This is a genomic window from Pseudarthrobacter sp. 902506025, assembly GCF_040702325.1.
Taxonomy (GTDB): domain Bacteria; phylum Actinomycetota; class Actinomycetes; order Actinomycetales; family Micrococcaceae; genus Arthrobacter.
Map to the genome: position 1 here is coordinate 135,184 of NZ_JBFBKW010000008.1, position 14,841 is coordinate 150,024.

At 68.5% G+C, this 14,841-nt stretch carries 10 protein-coding genes; 5 read left to right on the top strand and 5 right to left on the bottom strand.

What is annotated here, in order from left to right; all coding sequences use genetic code 11:
* Positions 1–80 precede the first annotated feature (80 nt).
* Both AB0280_RS15220 and AB0280_RS15225 read left to right on the top strand, forming a co-directional pair.
* The gene (locus tag AB0280_RS15220; protein ID WP_307488546.1) at positions 81–1,073 is read left to right on the top strand and encodes a stage II sporulation protein M; all 993 of its coding nucleotides are present in this window, start codon (positions 81–83) and stop codon (positions 1,071–1,073) included.
* Between the two features lie 124 nt (positions 1,074–1,197).
* Complete coding sequence (locus AB0280_RS15225; RefSeq protein WP_307488545.1) at positions 1,198–2,430, top strand: TIGR01906 family membrane protein; 1,233 nt, start codon at positions 1,198–1,200, stop codon at positions 2,428–2,430.
* Here the strand turns inward: AB0280_RS15225 and AB0280_RS15230 are convergent.
* Both AB0280_RS15230 and AB0280_RS15235 read right to left on the bottom strand, forming a co-directional pair.
* Complete coding sequence (locus AB0280_RS15230; protein WP_307488544.1) at positions 2,421–4,250, bottom strand: AMP-dependent synthetase/ligase; 1,830 nt, start codon at positions 4,248–4,250, stop codon at positions 2,421–2,423. The two genes, AB0280_RS15225 and AB0280_RS15230, sit on opposite strands and share 10 nt — an antisense overlap.
* Positions 4,251–4,317: 67 nt before the next feature.
* A complete protein-coding gene (locus AB0280_RS15235) occupies positions 4,318–6,045 on the bottom strand; it encodes a dolichyl-phosphate-mannose--protein mannosyltransferase (RefSeq protein ID WP_307488543.1) in 1,728 nt (575 codons plus the stop codon).
* 45 nt (positions 6,046–6,090) lie between these two features.
* On the opposite strand from AB0280_RS15235, the gene rsmI reads away from it, so the two are divergent.
* On the top strand, positions 6,091–6,966 hold the full coding sequence (gene rsmI / locus AB0280_RS15240) for a 16S rRNA (cytidine(1402)-2'-O)-methyltransferase (protein ID WP_159632505.1): 876 nt from the start codon (positions 6,091–6,093) through the stop codon (positions 6,964–6,966).
* 193 nt (positions 6,967–7,159) lie between these two features.
* On the top strand, positions 7,160–8,659 hold the full coding sequence (locus AB0280_RS15245; RefSeq protein ID WP_366367705.1) for an NAD-dependent succinate-semialdehyde dehydrogenase: 1,500 nt from the start codon (positions 7,160–7,162) through the stop codon (positions 8,657–8,659).
* A gap of 61 nt (positions 8,660–8,720) precedes the next feature.
* Here the strand turns inward: AB0280_RS15245 and AB0280_RS15250 are convergent, their stop codons facing one another.
* From AB0280_RS15250 to AB0280_RS15260, 3 genes are read right to left on the bottom strand one after another with little or no spacing between them, the layout of a single operon-like run.
* Positions 8,721–11,198, bottom strand: coding sequence for a transglutaminase TgpA family protein (locus tag AB0280_RS15250; RefSeq protein ID WP_307488541.1), 2,478 nt, complete (start codon positions 11,196–11,198; stop codon positions 8,721–8,723).
* Positions 11,195–12,661 carry a DUF58 domain-containing protein gene (locus tag AB0280_RS15255; protein ID WP_307488540.1) on the bottom strand — a complete coding sequence of 489 codons (1,467 nt, stop codon included), beginning with the start codon at positions 12,659–12,661 and terminating at the stop codon, positions 11,195–11,197. Before AB0280_RS15255 ends, AB0280_RS15250 begins: the two co-directional genes overlap by 4 nt.
* Before the next feature lie 9 nt (positions 12,662–12,670).
* The gene (locus AB0280_RS15260; protein WP_159632501.1) at positions 12,671–13,771 is read right to left on the bottom strand and encodes an AAA family ATPase; all 1,101 of its coding nucleotides are present in this window, start codon (positions 13,769–13,771) and stop codon (positions 12,671–12,673) included.
* Positions 13,772–13,934: 163 nt separating this feature from the next.
* Between AB0280_RS15260 and AB0280_RS15265 the strand changes: the two genes are divergently transcribed.
* Complete coding sequence (locus tag AB0280_RS15265) at positions 13,935–14,840, top strand: TatD family hydrolase (RefSeq protein ID WP_159632500.1); 906 nt, start codon at positions 13,935–13,937, stop codon at positions 14,838–14,840.
* The last annotated feature ends 1 nt before the right edge of the window (position 14,841 follow it).

A 14,841-nucleotide genomic window follows, 5' to 3' on the forward strand; every position in this document is an offset into this window, starting at 1 on the left:
CCCGCCCTTCGCAGCTGCTGGTATGGACCGTCCGATGGTGCGGACGGTCAAAGTCTAATGCCGGGCGCTAGGCTGTAGCCGTGGACATGGATGCCTTCGCCGCCGTTAACGCTGACAAATGGGCGCGGCTGCAGGAGCTCGCGGGAAAAGGCAGGCTCACCGGCGCCGAGTCTGACGAGCTGCTGGCGCTGTACCAGTCGACGTCCGGCCACCTGTCGCTGGTCCGTTCCGTGGCCCCGGAAAGCGGGCTGTCGGCATCCCTCTCAGCCACGCTGGCCCAGGCGAGGACCCGTTTTACCGGTGCACGGTCCAATGCCATGGCTGACCTTGCCAGGTTCTTCGTGGTGGCACTGCCGGCTGCGCTGTACCGACTGACCTGGCTGACGCTGGCGTGTGGAGCAGCCTTCGTCCTCATCGCCGCGGCGTATGCGGCATGGATCGGGACGTCACCGGAGGCACTCCGGGCCGTAGCCTCCGAGACCGATGCCGCCCAGTATGTGGAGCAGGACTTCATCAACTACTACTCGGAGAACCCTGCAGCGTCCTTCGCCGGAGCCGTATGGACCAACAACGCGTGGATCAGTGCTCAGGCCGTGGCCCTGGGGATCACCGGGGTCTGGGTGCCGATGATCCTGTTCGGCAATGCCCAGGGAGTGGGCATTGCCGCCGGAATCTTCGCGTCCGCCGGCAAATCGGATGTTTTCTTCAGCTACATCCTGCCGCATGGGCTGATGGAGCTGACCGCCGTCTTTGTTGCCTCGGCCGCGGGACTGCGGATTTTCTGGGCCATGGTCTCGCCCGGGCCGCGGACCAGGGGGCGGGCGGTCGCGGAAGAAGGCCGGTCGCTGGTCACGGTGGCCCTGGGGCTGGTCCTCGTACTGTTCGTCTCGGGGCTGGTGGAAGGCTTTGTCACGCCCAGCCCGCTGCCTGCCTGGGCCAGGATCGGCATCGGCGCGGCCGTCCTCGCCGCGTACTGGATCTACGTCCTGGTGGGGGGCAGGCGCGCATTCCTCGCCGGGGAACGCGGGGACCTCCGCCGGGAAGACGCGGGCTACACGGAAATCGCTGCCTGAATCGTTGTAATCCTGCCGGGGTGGTTCCTCGCCCAGCGGAAGTCCCTGACGGTAGGCTCGACAGCAGAATCAATCGCACCGGCGGCATGGGGCCGGTGCGGAACCCAACGGAAGTGACGCTGCTGTGAATGACGAAACACCGGTCCGCGCCAAAAGCGCTGCGCCGCAGCCGGAACCTTTGCTGGATACGTCCAGGGATTCCGACGAGCCCGCGTTCTCCTGGCTGACGCCCACTGATGGCGGCAAGTCCGACGGCGACAACACCGACGGCGACAAGTCCGGCGGAGAGAAGCCCGGCGGCGACACGACCGACGGGGCAGAACCGCTCGGGGACAGGCCTGCCCGGCAGGAGTCCGCGGCAGAAGGCAACTCCGTCCAACCCGAAAGCCGTGCCCACCGCAGGGCTGCGGAAGCCGCCGTCGAATCCTCCGCCACGGGGAATCCCGCTCCCGTCCCGTCCGCTGCCGGCCGGCCCGGCTCCGGCCCGTCGACCGCCACCGCCTCCACGGACGGGCATGCCGGCAGCAGTGCCTCGCCGGTTTTCAAGGAGCCCCTTCCCACCTCGGCCCTGCACGTCCGTCCCCCTGAGGAGGAAGTGGAGCGCCGCAACGCCCAGCGTGAAAGCGCCGCGAACGCCAAGCCTGTGGCACCCCGCGTCATGCAGGTCCTGCTGGCCATCATTTACCCGTTCATCCTCCTGATCCTTGCCGTCCGGGCGGTGACCACCCCGCTCTTCCTCTGGGTGGAGTACAACCGTCCCGGTTTCCCGGGCGATGGCTACGGCTTCAGCACCGACGACAGGATGACCTACGGCTCCTACGCCGTGGACTACCTCCTCAACTGGTCCGGCCCCAGGTACCTGGGCGATCTGGTGCAGCGCGGCGGCGATAAGCTCTTCAAGGACGGCGAAGTCAGCCACATGGCCGACGTCAAAACGGTCATCCTGTCCACCTTCGGCGCCGGTGCGCTGCTGCTCCTCCTGGCGCTGATCGCAATCCTGTACCTGCGCAGGCGCAGCACCGGGGGAGTCCGGCGGGGCCTCTTCGCCGGCTCCATCATCACGCTGGTCCTCATCCTGGGCCTGGGAGCACTGGCGGCACTGGGCTGGCAGCAGTTCTTCACCGAGTTCCACCGGATCTTCTTCGCTGACGGGTCCTGGACGTTCAGCCTGGACGACACCCTGATCAGGCTGTTCCCCAGCCAGTTCTGGATCGACGCGGGCATCGGCATCGGTGCACTGGTGCTCCTGGCATCCATCGTGACGCTGGTGCTCACGTGGCCCACCCGCCGCCGCCGCGGTGTTGCGCTGCAGGAAAAGCGCGTGGACGGGGAGCAGGAAAAGGTGGATCAGCCGTAGATCTTGGCGATCTCCGCCTGGAACTCCTTGACGACGGCGGCCCGCTTCAGTTTCAGTGACGGCGTCAGGTGCCCGGACTCCACGCTGAATTCGGCGTCAAGGAGCCTGAACGTCCGTACCGACTCGGCTTTGGACACCATCTGGTTGGCAAGGTCCACTGCCTCCTGAAGGGCGGCCAGGACCTGGGGGTCGCCGGCAGCTTCACTGAGGGGGAGCGGAGGCAGGCCACGCTCGGACCGCCAGTCGGCAACGCCTTCCGGGTCCAGCGTCAGCAGGGCCGAGACGAAGGGCTTGCCGTCGCCCACCACCACCGCATGGCCCACCAGCTGGTGGGCGCGGATCTTTTCCTCCAGCGGACCCGGCGCCACGTTCTTGCCGCCCGCAGTGACCAGCAGGTCCTTCTTCCGGCCCGTGACGGTGAGGAAGCCGTCCTTGTCCAGGACGCCAAGGTCACCGGTGCGGAAGAAGCCGTCCACGAACGCCTCGGCGTTCGCCGCCGGGTTGCCGTGGTAGCCCCTGAAGACGCCGATTCCCTTCACCAGGATTTCGCCGTCTTCAGCCACGCGAATGGTGGTGCCCGGAATGGGGATCCCAACAGTTCCCACCTTGGTGCGGGACGGCGTGTTGGCGGTGCAGGGCGCCGTGGTCTCGGTCAGCCCGTAACCCTCCAGGACGGGAATCCCCACGCCACGGAAAAAGTGTGCATCCTCGGACGCCAGCGGGCTGGCCCCGGAAACGGTATATCCCACCTCTCCGCCCAGCGCCTGGCGCAGCCGCGGATAGACCAGGCGGTCATATACCGCATGCCGGGCCCGGACCAGCAGGCCGGGGCCCGGACCCTCACCCCGGCTCTGCCGGTCCAGTTCCCGGGAGTACGCGATCGCGGCTGCTGCCGCGGCATCGAACAGCCTCCCCTTGCCTGCCACGGCGGCCTTGTGCGCCGCCGTTGCCCGGACCTTTTCGAAGATGCGCGGCACCACCAGCAGGAAGGTGGGCCGGAACGTGCCGAGGTCTTCCAGGAGCTGCGCCGCGCCCGGAGTGTGTCCCAGGGTTGCCCCTGCGGCCAGGCAGACCACCTGGACGGCCCTGGCCAGCACGTGGGCCAGCGGCAGGAACATCAAGGTGCGGGCCTGGTCCTTTTGCAGGATTTCGGGCAGGAACGCAACGATGTTCCTGGCCACCAGGGCGAAGTTCCCATGCGTGATCTCGCAGCCCTTGGGCTTTCCCGTGGTGCCCGAGGTGTACACCAGCGAGGCGAGGTCGGCCAGCCCCGCGCGGCTGCGCTGCCGCTCCAGCTCGGCGTCGCTGACTCCGGTGCCTGCAGCGGCGAGGCTGGCAAGGTCCGGGGCCTCGCCGTCGTAATCCATCCGCACCACGTTGACCAGGCGGTCGCTGAGTTCGGCGGAACCTGCCACCACGCCGGTGACCAGCTGCACCGTGGCGCGGTCGCCGGCGAAGACGCGGCGGACTCCTGCGTCCTGGATGATCCACTGCACCTGGCTTGCGGAGGACGTCTCGTAAATGGGTACCGTGACGCCGCCGGCGAACCAGATGGCAAAGTCCACCAGCGTCCACTCATAGGAGGTGCGGGACATGACGGCCACGGTGTCGCCGGGCTCCAGGCCGCCGGCGATGAGACCTTTGGCCAGGGCGCTGACGTCCTGCAGGAACTTCTGCGCGGTGACATCCACCCAGCCGTTGGGGCCCTTCCGCCGGTACAGGGCGTGGGCCGGGTTGGCGGCGTGCTGCTCCAGCAGCAGGTCCGTTACGTTGCTGTCGGCGTCAAGCTCAACCAGCAGTTCGGTACTCGCTTCTCTCACAGCAGGTCTCCGTTTCCGCTGCCACGCCGCGGCAGCGGCTCCATCAGGTCTCTGTTGCCATCCTGCCCTAGATCCAGGATGGCATCCACATCCGGACTTTCCAGTCGACGTACGGGATCACTTCGGCCGTCCAGATCGGGTAGAAGAAAGCCGACAGCAGCAATACCGCGGCAAGGAACAGGACCACCAGGTACAGTCCGGAGCGACGGCGCCACGGCGGATCCGAGGACCTTCCCAGCACCAGCCCCAGGCAGTACACCAGGGCCAGGACAAGGAACGGTTCAAAGGAGACCGCGTAGAAGTAGAACATGGTCCGCTCCGGATACATGAACCACGGCAGGTAGCCCGCAGCCACGCCGGCCAGCACGGCCCCGGCGCGCCAGTCCCGGCGTCCCGCCCACCAGAACAGCAGGACCACCAGCGCGATGGCCGCCGGCCACCAGATCAGCGGGTTCCCGACCGACAGGATGGCGGAGGTGCACTTCTCCACGTCACAGCCCGGGGTGCCCTGGGGCGGGGACTCATAGAAGAACGACGTGGGCCGCCCCATTACCAGCCAGCTCCAGGCGCTGGCCTGGTAGGGGTGCTCCGAACTCAGGCCCTGATGGAAGTTGTACGCCTCCAGGTGGTAGTGGACCAGGGACCTGACGGAGTCGGGGAGCCACCCCCATTCCGCCGACGGGTTGCTTTCCGCCCAATGGCGGAAGTAGGCGTTGTCCGACAGGAACCAGCCTGTCCAGGTCGCCGAGTAGACGATCCCTGCCACGGGGACCATGCCGAGGAACGCCGGGATGCCGTCCCGGATGGCTCCGCCGCTGATCCAGCCCCGGATGCCCGCCACCCGCCGGGCGTTGAGGTCCCAGAGCACGGTGAGGAGGCCAAAACCGGCCAGGAAGAACAGGCCCGACCATTTGGTGCCCACCGCCAGGCCCATGCAGACCCCGGCGGCAACCCGCCACCAGCGCACCCCCAGCCATGGGCCGGCCAGCAGCGTGCCGGCCGGTGGCTGTCCGCCGTTCGCGGCAGCGGCGCGTGCCAGCCGTGCGGCCAGGCGGCGGCGCCCGTCGTCGCGGTCCATCAGCAGGGCGCCGAAGGCGGCAAGGATCCAGAACGTGAGGAAGATGTCCAGCAGCGACGTCCGGGACATCACCAGGTGGTGGCCGTCGACGGCGAGGAGCAGCCCCGCCGCGCCCGCCAGGGGAAGCGAGCGGAACAGTTTCAGGGCGATCAGGGAGACCAGCAGCACGGTGAGCGTGCCCATAAGTGCTGCCGCGAAGCGCCAGCCAAAGGGGTTCTCCGGCCCGAACAGCCACATGCCGGCCGCAATCATCCATTTGCCGACCGGCGGATGGACCACATATTCCGGAGTGTTCAGCAGGACGTCGGGATTCCCGGCGTTGAAGGAATCATTGGCTTTGTCCGGCCAGCTGCGTTCGTAGCCGCTGATCAGGTAGGAGTAGGCATCCTTGACGTAGTACGTCTCGTCGAACACCAGCTTGTGCGGCACTTCGAGGCGGATGAACCGGAGGAGGCCGCCGGCCACCGCCGTGAGCACCGGGACCAGGATGTACCAGAGCCGCAGCGACGGCGGATAGTCGCGCCAGGATAGTCCGGTACCGATCAGCCGGGTCGTCAGCGCCTCGGCGGTGAACGCTTCGTCCGGCCGGCTGATCCAGGGCCGGACTGCTTTCCCCCCGGGTTCCCCTGCAGTGGCGCCGGTGCCGGCTGGGGATGCCGCCGGGCTGGGTTTCCCGGCCCCGGCGGGCCGCGTCGAGGTCTGCGTCACGAGCCCCATGCTACCTTTTGCGGCTGGAAGACCCGGCAGCAGTAGGCTTGGTGGGTGGACCCGAACCCCAGCCCCCTTCCCGAGCCGGCCCCTTCGACGGCGGGACGGATCGTCCTTGCCGCCACTCCGATCGGGAACACCGGCGATGCCTCCGCCCGGCTGGTGGAACTGCTGGGCACCGCGGATATCGTGGCGGCAGAGGACACCCGGCGGCTGCACCGCCTGGTCCAAAGCCTGGGTGTCGCCGTTGCGGGCCGCGTCATCAGCTACCACGAGCACAATGAGGCCACCCGGACGGCCGAGCTCCTGGACCAGGTCCGTGCAGGCAGCACCCTTCTCATGGTTACGGACGCCGGGATGCCCGCGGTGTCCGACCCCGGTTTCCGGCTGGTGGAGGGGGCCATCGCCGCGGGGCTTCCCGTGACCGCTGTCCCCGGGCCCTCCGCGGTCCTCACGGCGCTGGCCCTGTCCGGCCTGCCCACTGACCGGTTCTGCTTTGAAGGGTTCCTGCCCCGCAAGGCCGGTGAGAGGGCCTCGCGCCTCGCGGACCTTGCAGGGGAGCGGCGCACCATGGTGTTCTTCGAGGCACCGCACCGGCTTGAAGCCATGCTGCGGGCCCTGCGGGAGAGGTTCGGCCCGGACCGGCCCATCGCAGTGTGCCGGGAACTGACCAAGACGTATGAGGAAGTCATCCGCGGCACCGTGGGCGAGCTCCTGCAGTGGGCTGAGGACAACGAGGTCCGCGGCGAGATTGCCGTGGTGCTTGGCGGCGCCCCCGAACAGGCAGCCGGCACCCCGGAGGACCACGTTGCGGCCGTCAATGAACTGGTGGCCCAGGGTATCCGGCTGAAGGAGGCCGTAGCCGCCGTCGCCGAAGATGCCCGGGTCAGCAAGCGGGAGCTCTACTCGGCGGTCCTGGCCGCACGGTAGCGGGCAGCGAAGCCGTTCGTGACGCGCTGCGCCCGTGCTGTGCAGCTGCACAGCACGGCGGCGATTCCGCAGTGCGCAACGGCGTAGACCATGGGGGTGGCCCGCAGTAGTCTGGCAGTTAATCAGCCCCATGATCCCGGTCACTCCGGCCGCGGCGACGGGCTGCCACAACCCTACCGACGAGGGAGTCATCGTGACTGTCACTGCACAGCCGGCCGTTACCGCCGAGCGCGAAACCCGGCTTTTGGCCTCCGTTCCCACTGGGCTGCTCATCAACGGTGAGTGGCGCGACGCCGCGTCCGGCAAGACGTTCGACGTCGAGGATCCCGCCACCGGGAAGGTGCTGCTGAGCATTGCCGACGCCGGCCCCGAAGATGGTGCGGCGGCCCTGGACGCTGCCGCGGCAGCCCAGGAGTCCTGGGCGAAGGTACCGCCCCGCGAACGGGGGGAAATCCTCCGCCGGGCCTTCGACCTGGTGACGGAACGGGCTGAAGACTTCGCCCTCCTGATGACCCTGGAAATGGGCAAGCCGCTGGCCGAAGCCCGCGGCGAAGTGACGTACGGGGCCGAGTTCCTGCGCTGGTTCTCTGAGGAAGCAGTACGTGCCTTCGGGCGTTACTCGGTGTCTCCGGACGGCAAATCCCGCCTCCTCGTGGCCAAGAAGCCGGTGGGCCCCTGCCTGCTGATCACCCCGTGGAACTTCCCGCTGGCCATGGCCACCCGCAAGATCGCGCCCGCCGTCGCTGCCGGCTGCACCATGGTGCTGAAGTCCGCGAACCTCACGCCGCTGACGTCCCAGCTGTTCGCCGCCGTCATGCAGGAGGCCGGCCTGCCCGCCGGTGTCCTCAACGTCATCCCCACCTCCACGGCCGGGGCCACCACGGGACCGCTGATCAAGGATTCCCGCCTCCGCAAGCTGTCCTTCACCGGCTCCACCGAGGTGGGCCGCCGCCTGCTGGCCGACGCCTCCGAAAACGTGCTGCGCACCTCCATGGAGCTGGGCGGCAATGCCCCGTTCCTGGTCTTCGAAGACGCCGACCTGGATGCTGCCGTCACCGGCGCGATGGCCGCAAAGCTCCGCAACATGGGCGAGGCCTGCACCGCTGCCAACCGGTTCATCGTCCATGAGTCGGTGGCGGCCGAATTCGCCGAGAAGTTCGCCGCGAAGATGAAGGAAATGACCACCGCCCGGGGCACCGAACCCGAATCCAAGGTGGGCCCGCTGATCGACGGCAAGAGCCGGGACAAGGTGCACGAGCTGGTCTCCGACGCCCTCGCCTCCGGTGCCAAGGCAGTCCTGGGCGGCGCTCCCGTGGAGGGGCCGGGCTACTTCTACCAGCCCACCATCCTGTCCGGCGTTTCCGAGGGGACCCGGATCCTGTCCGAGGAAATCTTCGGCCCGGTGGCCCCGATCATCACCTTCAGCAGCGAGGACGAGGCCGTCCGGCTGGCCAACAACACCGAATACGGCCTGGTGGCGTACGTCTTCACCAAGGACATCAACCGCGGCATCCGGATGGGCGAAAAGCTTGAAACCGGCATGCTGGGCCTGAACGCCGGCGTCATCTCCAACGCTGCCGCACCTTTCGGTGGCGTCAAGCAGTCGGGCCTGGGACGCGAAGGCGGCCTCGAAGGCATCGAGGAGTACCTCTACACGCAGTACATCGGCATCGCCGACCCCTACGCCGGCTAGCCCCGGCAGTCCGCAAGACCACACGTGCCGGCCGGGACTTTCCCGGCCGGCACCTGTGTGTTCAGCCCCCGCCTGCCCTGCCGCCGCCGTCGTCCGGCGCTGACCTGAAGCGTGCCCGGGCGTGCGGCAGCCGCCGGATGGCACGGCCGGCTGCGCTGAACGGCATCCTGAGCAGCCGGCCCAGCCGCAGGGTGACCGACGGCGGGACCCACGAAGCAGCCCAACGCCTTGGCATCGGGGCATTGGCGCGCAGTGACGCCTCCACGGCGGCAATGCCGGCTGCAAGGTCCTGGACTGCTGCGTCGGCGGAACTGGCGGTGCCCGGACGTCCATACCTGTGGTGCTCAAAGGCTGAGGTGAGGGAGGCCACCGCCCCGTGGGCGTCCTGGTCCATACCGCCGGGCTCGCCCAGCAGGGTGCTGCGGAACCGGGCCGCGTAGGCCCGCGGCGTCTCGCTGTTCACGGCGGGCAGCCCGTAGTCGGTGCCGAGGTCACGGAGTTCGCTCCATGCCAGCGGGACGGCCAGGTCCGGGCGCTTCGGGTGCAGCCGCCGGGACCGGGCGCCGGCGCGTACCAGGTGCGGCGCGGCGGCCAGGAATACCAGACCCACCGCTCCGGCCGTCCCAAGGAGCCAAGGCATCAGGGGCACGCCGCCGCCGGAGCCGCTTCCGCCTGCGCCAGGGAGGGCCTGTGCCGTTGCACTGGGGGACGGTGCTGGTACCGGGACGGTGTCGGGAATAAGTCCGTCGTTGTTGCCCAGCGATTCCGCCACTGATGGTGCGGAGGTCTCCGTGGCGTAGTCAGGGACCACTCCCCGCGAAGGGGTCGGTTCGAAGGGCACCCAGCCCAGGCCCTGGAAGTACAGTTCCGGCCACGCGTGGGCGTCGCGGGCATCGGCCTCGTACTCAGGGAGGGACCCCTGGCCGGCCACCGTTATGGTGGCCCCTGTGAGCCTGCCGGGGGCGTAGCCCACGGCAATCCTGCTCGGAATGCCTTCCAGCCTGGCCATCACGGCCATTGCCGAGGCGTAGTGGACGCAGTAGCCGCTCTTCTGCTGCAGGAAATCGGCCAGGACGGAGAGCCCGTTGCCGTCGTAGCCGCCCTGCACCGGTGACTGCAGCGAGTAGGTGAACTCGGACGAGCGCAGGTACTTCTGGATGGCCATGGCTTTCTGGTACGGCGTCCCGGCGGATCCGGCCACAGTCTGTGCAGTGGTTTTGACGATGTCCGGCACATTGCCCGGAATCCTGGTGAAGACGTCGGGGATGCCGCGCGCCGGGGCCGAGGACTGGGCCAGCAGGGCTGCGGAGAGCTTGGGCACGGCAGAGGTCACCAGGTATTCCTGCCGCCGGGTGGTGGTGTCCGTGCCCTTGATGCTCAGCGTGGCCGGATCCCAGGTCCACTGGCCGCCCAGGCCACGGACGGTTTCAGGGGCATAGGGGACCGGCAGGTAGGGGCTGGTGAAGGAACCGGCGTCGACGGCGGTGACCAGGCGCACCTGCTCGTCGGTGAGAACTTGATAGCCGGGGTCGATCCGGCCGTCAAGGGAGACCCGGGATGCGTTGCGGTCGTCGGGGCCCCAGGAGTCGCCGTCGAAATTGTCCACGGTCACCGAGCGCAGGTAGAGGGGCGTCGGTGAATTGGTGGCGTACGTGATCCTGCCGCTTCCGTCGGGGGTGCGTAGGCTGTTGCCCAGCGTGATCATCGGGTTGAGGCCGGTGGAAGCGCCCCACGGATTCAGCCTGGACCCCTGAGGGAAGGTGCCGCGGTCGAAGCCGGGAATGGCCAGTGGCAGCACCAGGGTGGCGGCCAGGGCCACGGCCCCGGTCAGCGCGGCGCGGCGCAGCAGCCCGGGACTGCGTGCCGGTCCGCCCTGCAGCCTGCCGTCCGGGGCGAACCACTGGCTGACGGCAAGGATCAGCAGGTATCCCGCCGCGGTGGCAAGGAAACTCCCCACTCCCACGCTTTGGGGTTTGATCATGGCCGGGACCACCAGCAGGGCCAGCAGGCCGGTGCCGGAGGCGGCCGGCATCCCCAGGGGCACCGCGAGGGCATCGACCAGAATGACCGCCAGGCCGAGCACGGCACAGACCACCATGACAATTCCGGCGTTGGGCGCCACGGGCGCTGTCTCCGCCAGCACGGTTTCGCTGGCGCGCTGGATCAGCCGGTCCAGCTCAGGCAGCGTGGCACCGGTGGGGACCACCCAAAGGAAGCTGGAACCGCGGAAGAAGGTCATGGTCAGGACGCCGCCCAGCGCCACGAACCCTCCGGCGGTGACCAGCAGCGGCTGGGCGCGGACGGAACGGAGCGCGGCAAGCGTGAGGGCCACCGCCAGCACGGTGGTCATGGCGGGCCAGTACCAGTTCCAGCCGCGAAGGACACCGTTCAGGGACAGGGCCGCTCCGCAGACCGCCAAGGAGATTGCTGCCGCCATGGCCCAGGGATAGGCGCCGGCACCGGTGCGCCCCGCAGGAATCCGCGGGTTGTCCCGGGCCTGGTGTCCTGAACCCGTCGTCCGGGCCGGTGCGATGGTCATTTCGCCACCCCCGCTCCCCGGCGGACCTCCGCTGCGGGCGCGACGGGCAGGGCGGGGTCCTGGGCGAACTGGCCCCAGGCAGCAGCAAGCCGGGTCTTCGGCGCCGCGGCTACGGCCCGCCAGCCGCCCTGCCGCAGCACGTCGAGGACATCCTGGAACTCCGCGGGCCGTTCCACGGCGAGGAGTGCGAACGCATCGGTCCCGTACGCGGCAGCCGGTGCCAGGGCTGCTGCCTCCTCCTTGGTAATCCGGCCCAACACTGCGATCAGCGGCCCCCGCATGCGGTGCGCGGACAGCTTGTCCATCAATCGGTCATCAAATGCCGGCGGCCCCTGGTCGCTGCCCACGTGCGTCCGCGCCCCGGCAGCAGCCCGCCGCTCTATGTTCCTGCCGGGCAGCTCCGGGTGCGCTCCGTCCCGCCGCGGGTGGAGCGTGCCGGAGAGATGGATGGCCGCCAGGCTCTCGGCGATCGACTGCAGGCCGGATGCGCCGCTGTACTCCTCCGCCCCAGGCTCCGGAGAGGAGGGCGAGTGAAGGAATGCCGGGTCGCCGCCGGCATCCAGCAGTCGAAGGCTGTAATTGCGTTCAGCCAGGTGGGCGCCGGCGGACATGGCGGCAACCACGGACCACTCGAAGGTGTCGCTGGTGGCGGGCGCATGCCCATCGTGGCCGGGAAGCCCCGGCATGGATGTTCCAAGGCCGCCGGCGAACGCGCTGGAACGATGGTCAAGGATGATGGTCGCTTCCGGCGTGGTGACCGATTCCTCCTGCCGGACCATCAGGGCCCCGTGCCTGGCCGTCGCCGCCCAATGGACCCTCCGCATGGGGTCCCCATGGCGGTATTCGCGGGTCATGACATCGTCGTCGCTGGGATTCGCGCGCACGCGGGTGGCAGTGACGCCGTCGTTGCCCCGCGCTCCGCCCAGCCCGGTGGCAGGCAGAGCGACGGCGGCCGGCGTCACGGTGAGGACGTCGCCGTCGTCAATGGGCCGCCGGTGCAGCGAAAGGCCGAAGGGGTCGGTGAACTCTGCCGTTACCGGCCCAATCCTGAACTGCCCGCGATACCTGGACGTCAGGTGGTATTCGTAACGGCTGGTGCCGCCGGTGGCGGAACGGGACGGGAACCGGAACGCGGGTGCCTGGCCAAACTGTGCCGGCAGCCGCTCTTCCATGACCACCCGCCCGCTGCCCGGGCCGGTCCTGGCCACCGCAAGGTTGACCGTGGCCGGTGCCGACGTTTCCACCGGGGAGGGGTTGAATTCCCGGTAGACCCGGAAGCGGGGTTTCACCAGGCGAACGCCTGCGAGGGAGACGAGCGGAAGCACCAGCAGCAGCAGGGCCAGCGTCAGGAGGTCGCGGCGGCCCATGACCTGGGCTGCAGCCAGCGTGAAGGCACCGGCCGCCAGCATGCCCCATCCGCGCCTGGTGAACAGGTGCTTCGGGAGCTTGTGCAGGAAGGCCATGGTGTGCGCCTAGCGGTTCCTGCTGCCGGCGGCCGCCGCTGCCCGGTTGGGCTGCCCCGGGGCCGCCTGGGGCACGGGCAGCCGGGACAGGATGCTGCGCAGGATGCTGTGCGGGGTCTCGCCTGCGCCGGCAGCTTTCCGGTCAAGGATGATCCGGTGCGCCAGGACGGCTTCGGCCACATCACCGACGTCGTCCGGAAGCACAAAATCGCGCCCGTCCAAGGCGGCGGTGGCCTTGGCGGCGCGCAGCAGCTGCAGCATGGACCGGGGGCTCGCGCCCAGCCGCAGCAGCGGGCTTTCCCTCGTGGCCCTCCCTATCGAGACCGTGTATTCCTTCACGGGATCCGAGACGTAAACCTGCTGGACGGTGGCGATCATGGCGGCAACATCGGAAGCGGTGACCACGGGGGTGACGGTGGCCAGCGGCGAGACTGCCTGGTGCGTCTCCAGCATCTCGATCTCTGCGTCCTTGTCCGGGTAGCCCATGGAAATCCGGGCCATGAACCTGTCCCGCTGCGCCTCCGGCAGCGGATATGTCCCTTCCATTTCGATGGGGTTCTGGGTGGCCACCACCATGAACGGCTCATCGAGTTTGTAGGACGTGCCGTCCACCGTGACCTGGTGCTCCTCCATGCATTCCAGGAGGGCCGACTGGGTCTTGGCGGACGCGCGGTTGATTTCGTCGCCGATGACGATGTTGGCGAACACCGCGCCGGGCCGGAATTCGAAGAGCCTGGAGGCCTGGTTGTAGATGGACACCCCGGTCACGTCGGAGGGGAGGAGATCCGGGGTGAACTGGATGCGGTTGACGGTGCAGTCAATGGTCCGCGCGAGGGTTTTTGCCAGCAGGGTCTTTCCGACGCCGGGCACGTCCTCCACCAACAGGTGGCCCTGGGCGAGGAGGACGGTGAGCGCCAGCTTGGCGGCATCGGACTTGCCGTCGATGACGGTATTGACCGTGGTCAGGATGCGTTGCGCTGCTGCGTGGAAGGCACCGGAATCCATGGCTGCAGGCCGGTGGCCGTTCAGGTGGCTGACGGAATCGGCGACGCCGGCCAGGTTCAGGTTCGGTGCGCCTGCGTTGTTGGCAGTGCGTCGGTGGGGTTCCATCGGCAACCTTTCAGCCCGGGTTTCACCTGGACGTGACAGCAAGCCTGCCTTCGCCCCTCGGTGGGCGTGCGCGTGTCTTCGTTCCAGACTACTAACACAACTGCCGTGCCTGACAGAGAGTTCCGGCAAATATAGGGGAGCCTTGGGCCGTTAGGCTGGTTGGATGTGCAATTCGTCGATTCCCGCCGCCTACCGGGTGCCCGCCGCAGACGCGGAACCGGAAGCGGACGCCGGGCGCCGGAAGGATTTCCCGCCTGCGCCGGAGCCCCTGCCAGTACCGGTCATGGACAACCACACCCACCTGGACTTCCCGGAAGGAAAGGGTCCCGTCGGGATCAAAGCTGCACTGGATGCGGCAGAGGCCGTGGGCGTGCAGGGTGCGGTGCAGGTGGGCTGCGACCTGGAGTCCTCGCGGTTCACGGCGGAGGCGGTGGACCAGGACCAACGGCTCCTGGGAGCTGTGGCACTGCATCCCAACGATGCTCCGCACTACGCCGCCCGGGGCGGACTGGAAGCGGCCCTTGCCGAGATCGAACAGCTGGCCGCGCATCCCCGCATCCGGGCCATCGGCGAAACCGGGCTGGACTTCTACCGCACCGAAGGCGAAGGGCTGCGGCACCAGGAGTACTCCTTCAGGCGGCACATCGACATCGCCAAGCGCCTCGACCTCACCCTGCAGATCCATGACCGGGACGCGCACAGCGACGTGGTCCGTGTGCTCCGGGAGGAGGGTGCACCGGAAAGGGTGGTGTTCCACTGCTTCTCCGGTGACGAGGACCTGGCACGGACGTGTAACGAACAGGGCTGGTGGATGTCTTTTGCCGGCACCCTGACGTTCAGGAATGCCGCCAACCTCCGTGCCGCGCTCGCGGTCGCGGACCGGGAGCTGGTCATGGTGGAAACGGACGCTCCCTTCCTGACGCCGCACCCGCACAGGGGGCGGCCGAACGCGAGCTATATGGTCCCGTACACCGTGCGGGCCATGGCAGAATTGACAGGCTCCGACCTCGCCGCACTATGCACCTCCATCAGCGAAAATACCGTGCGGGCATACGGATCCTGGGCTTAAT

Bases quoted from the DNA above. Each gene is read 5' to 3' on its own strand.
- AB0280_RS15235 (WP_307488543.1), bottom strand. From the start codon at position 6,045: ATGGGGCTCGTGACGCAGACCTCGACGCGGCCCGCCGGGGCCGGGAAA.
- AB0280_RS15250 (WP_307488541.1), bottom strand. From the start codon at position 11,198: ATGACCATCGCACCGGCCCGGACGACGGGTTCAGGACACCAGGCCCGG.
- AB0280_RS15255 (WP_307488540.1), bottom strand. From the start codon at position 12,661: ATGGCCTTCCTGCACAAGCTCCCGAAGCACCTGTTCACCAGGCGCGGA.
- AB0280_RS15260 (WP_159632501.1), bottom strand. From the start codon at position 13,771: ATGGAACCCCACCGACGCACTGCCAACAACGCAGGCGCACCGAACCTG.
- AB0280_RS15265 (WP_159632500.1), top strand. From the start codon at position 13,935: ATGTGCAATTCGTCGATTCCCGCCGCCTACCGGGTGCCCGCCGCAGAC.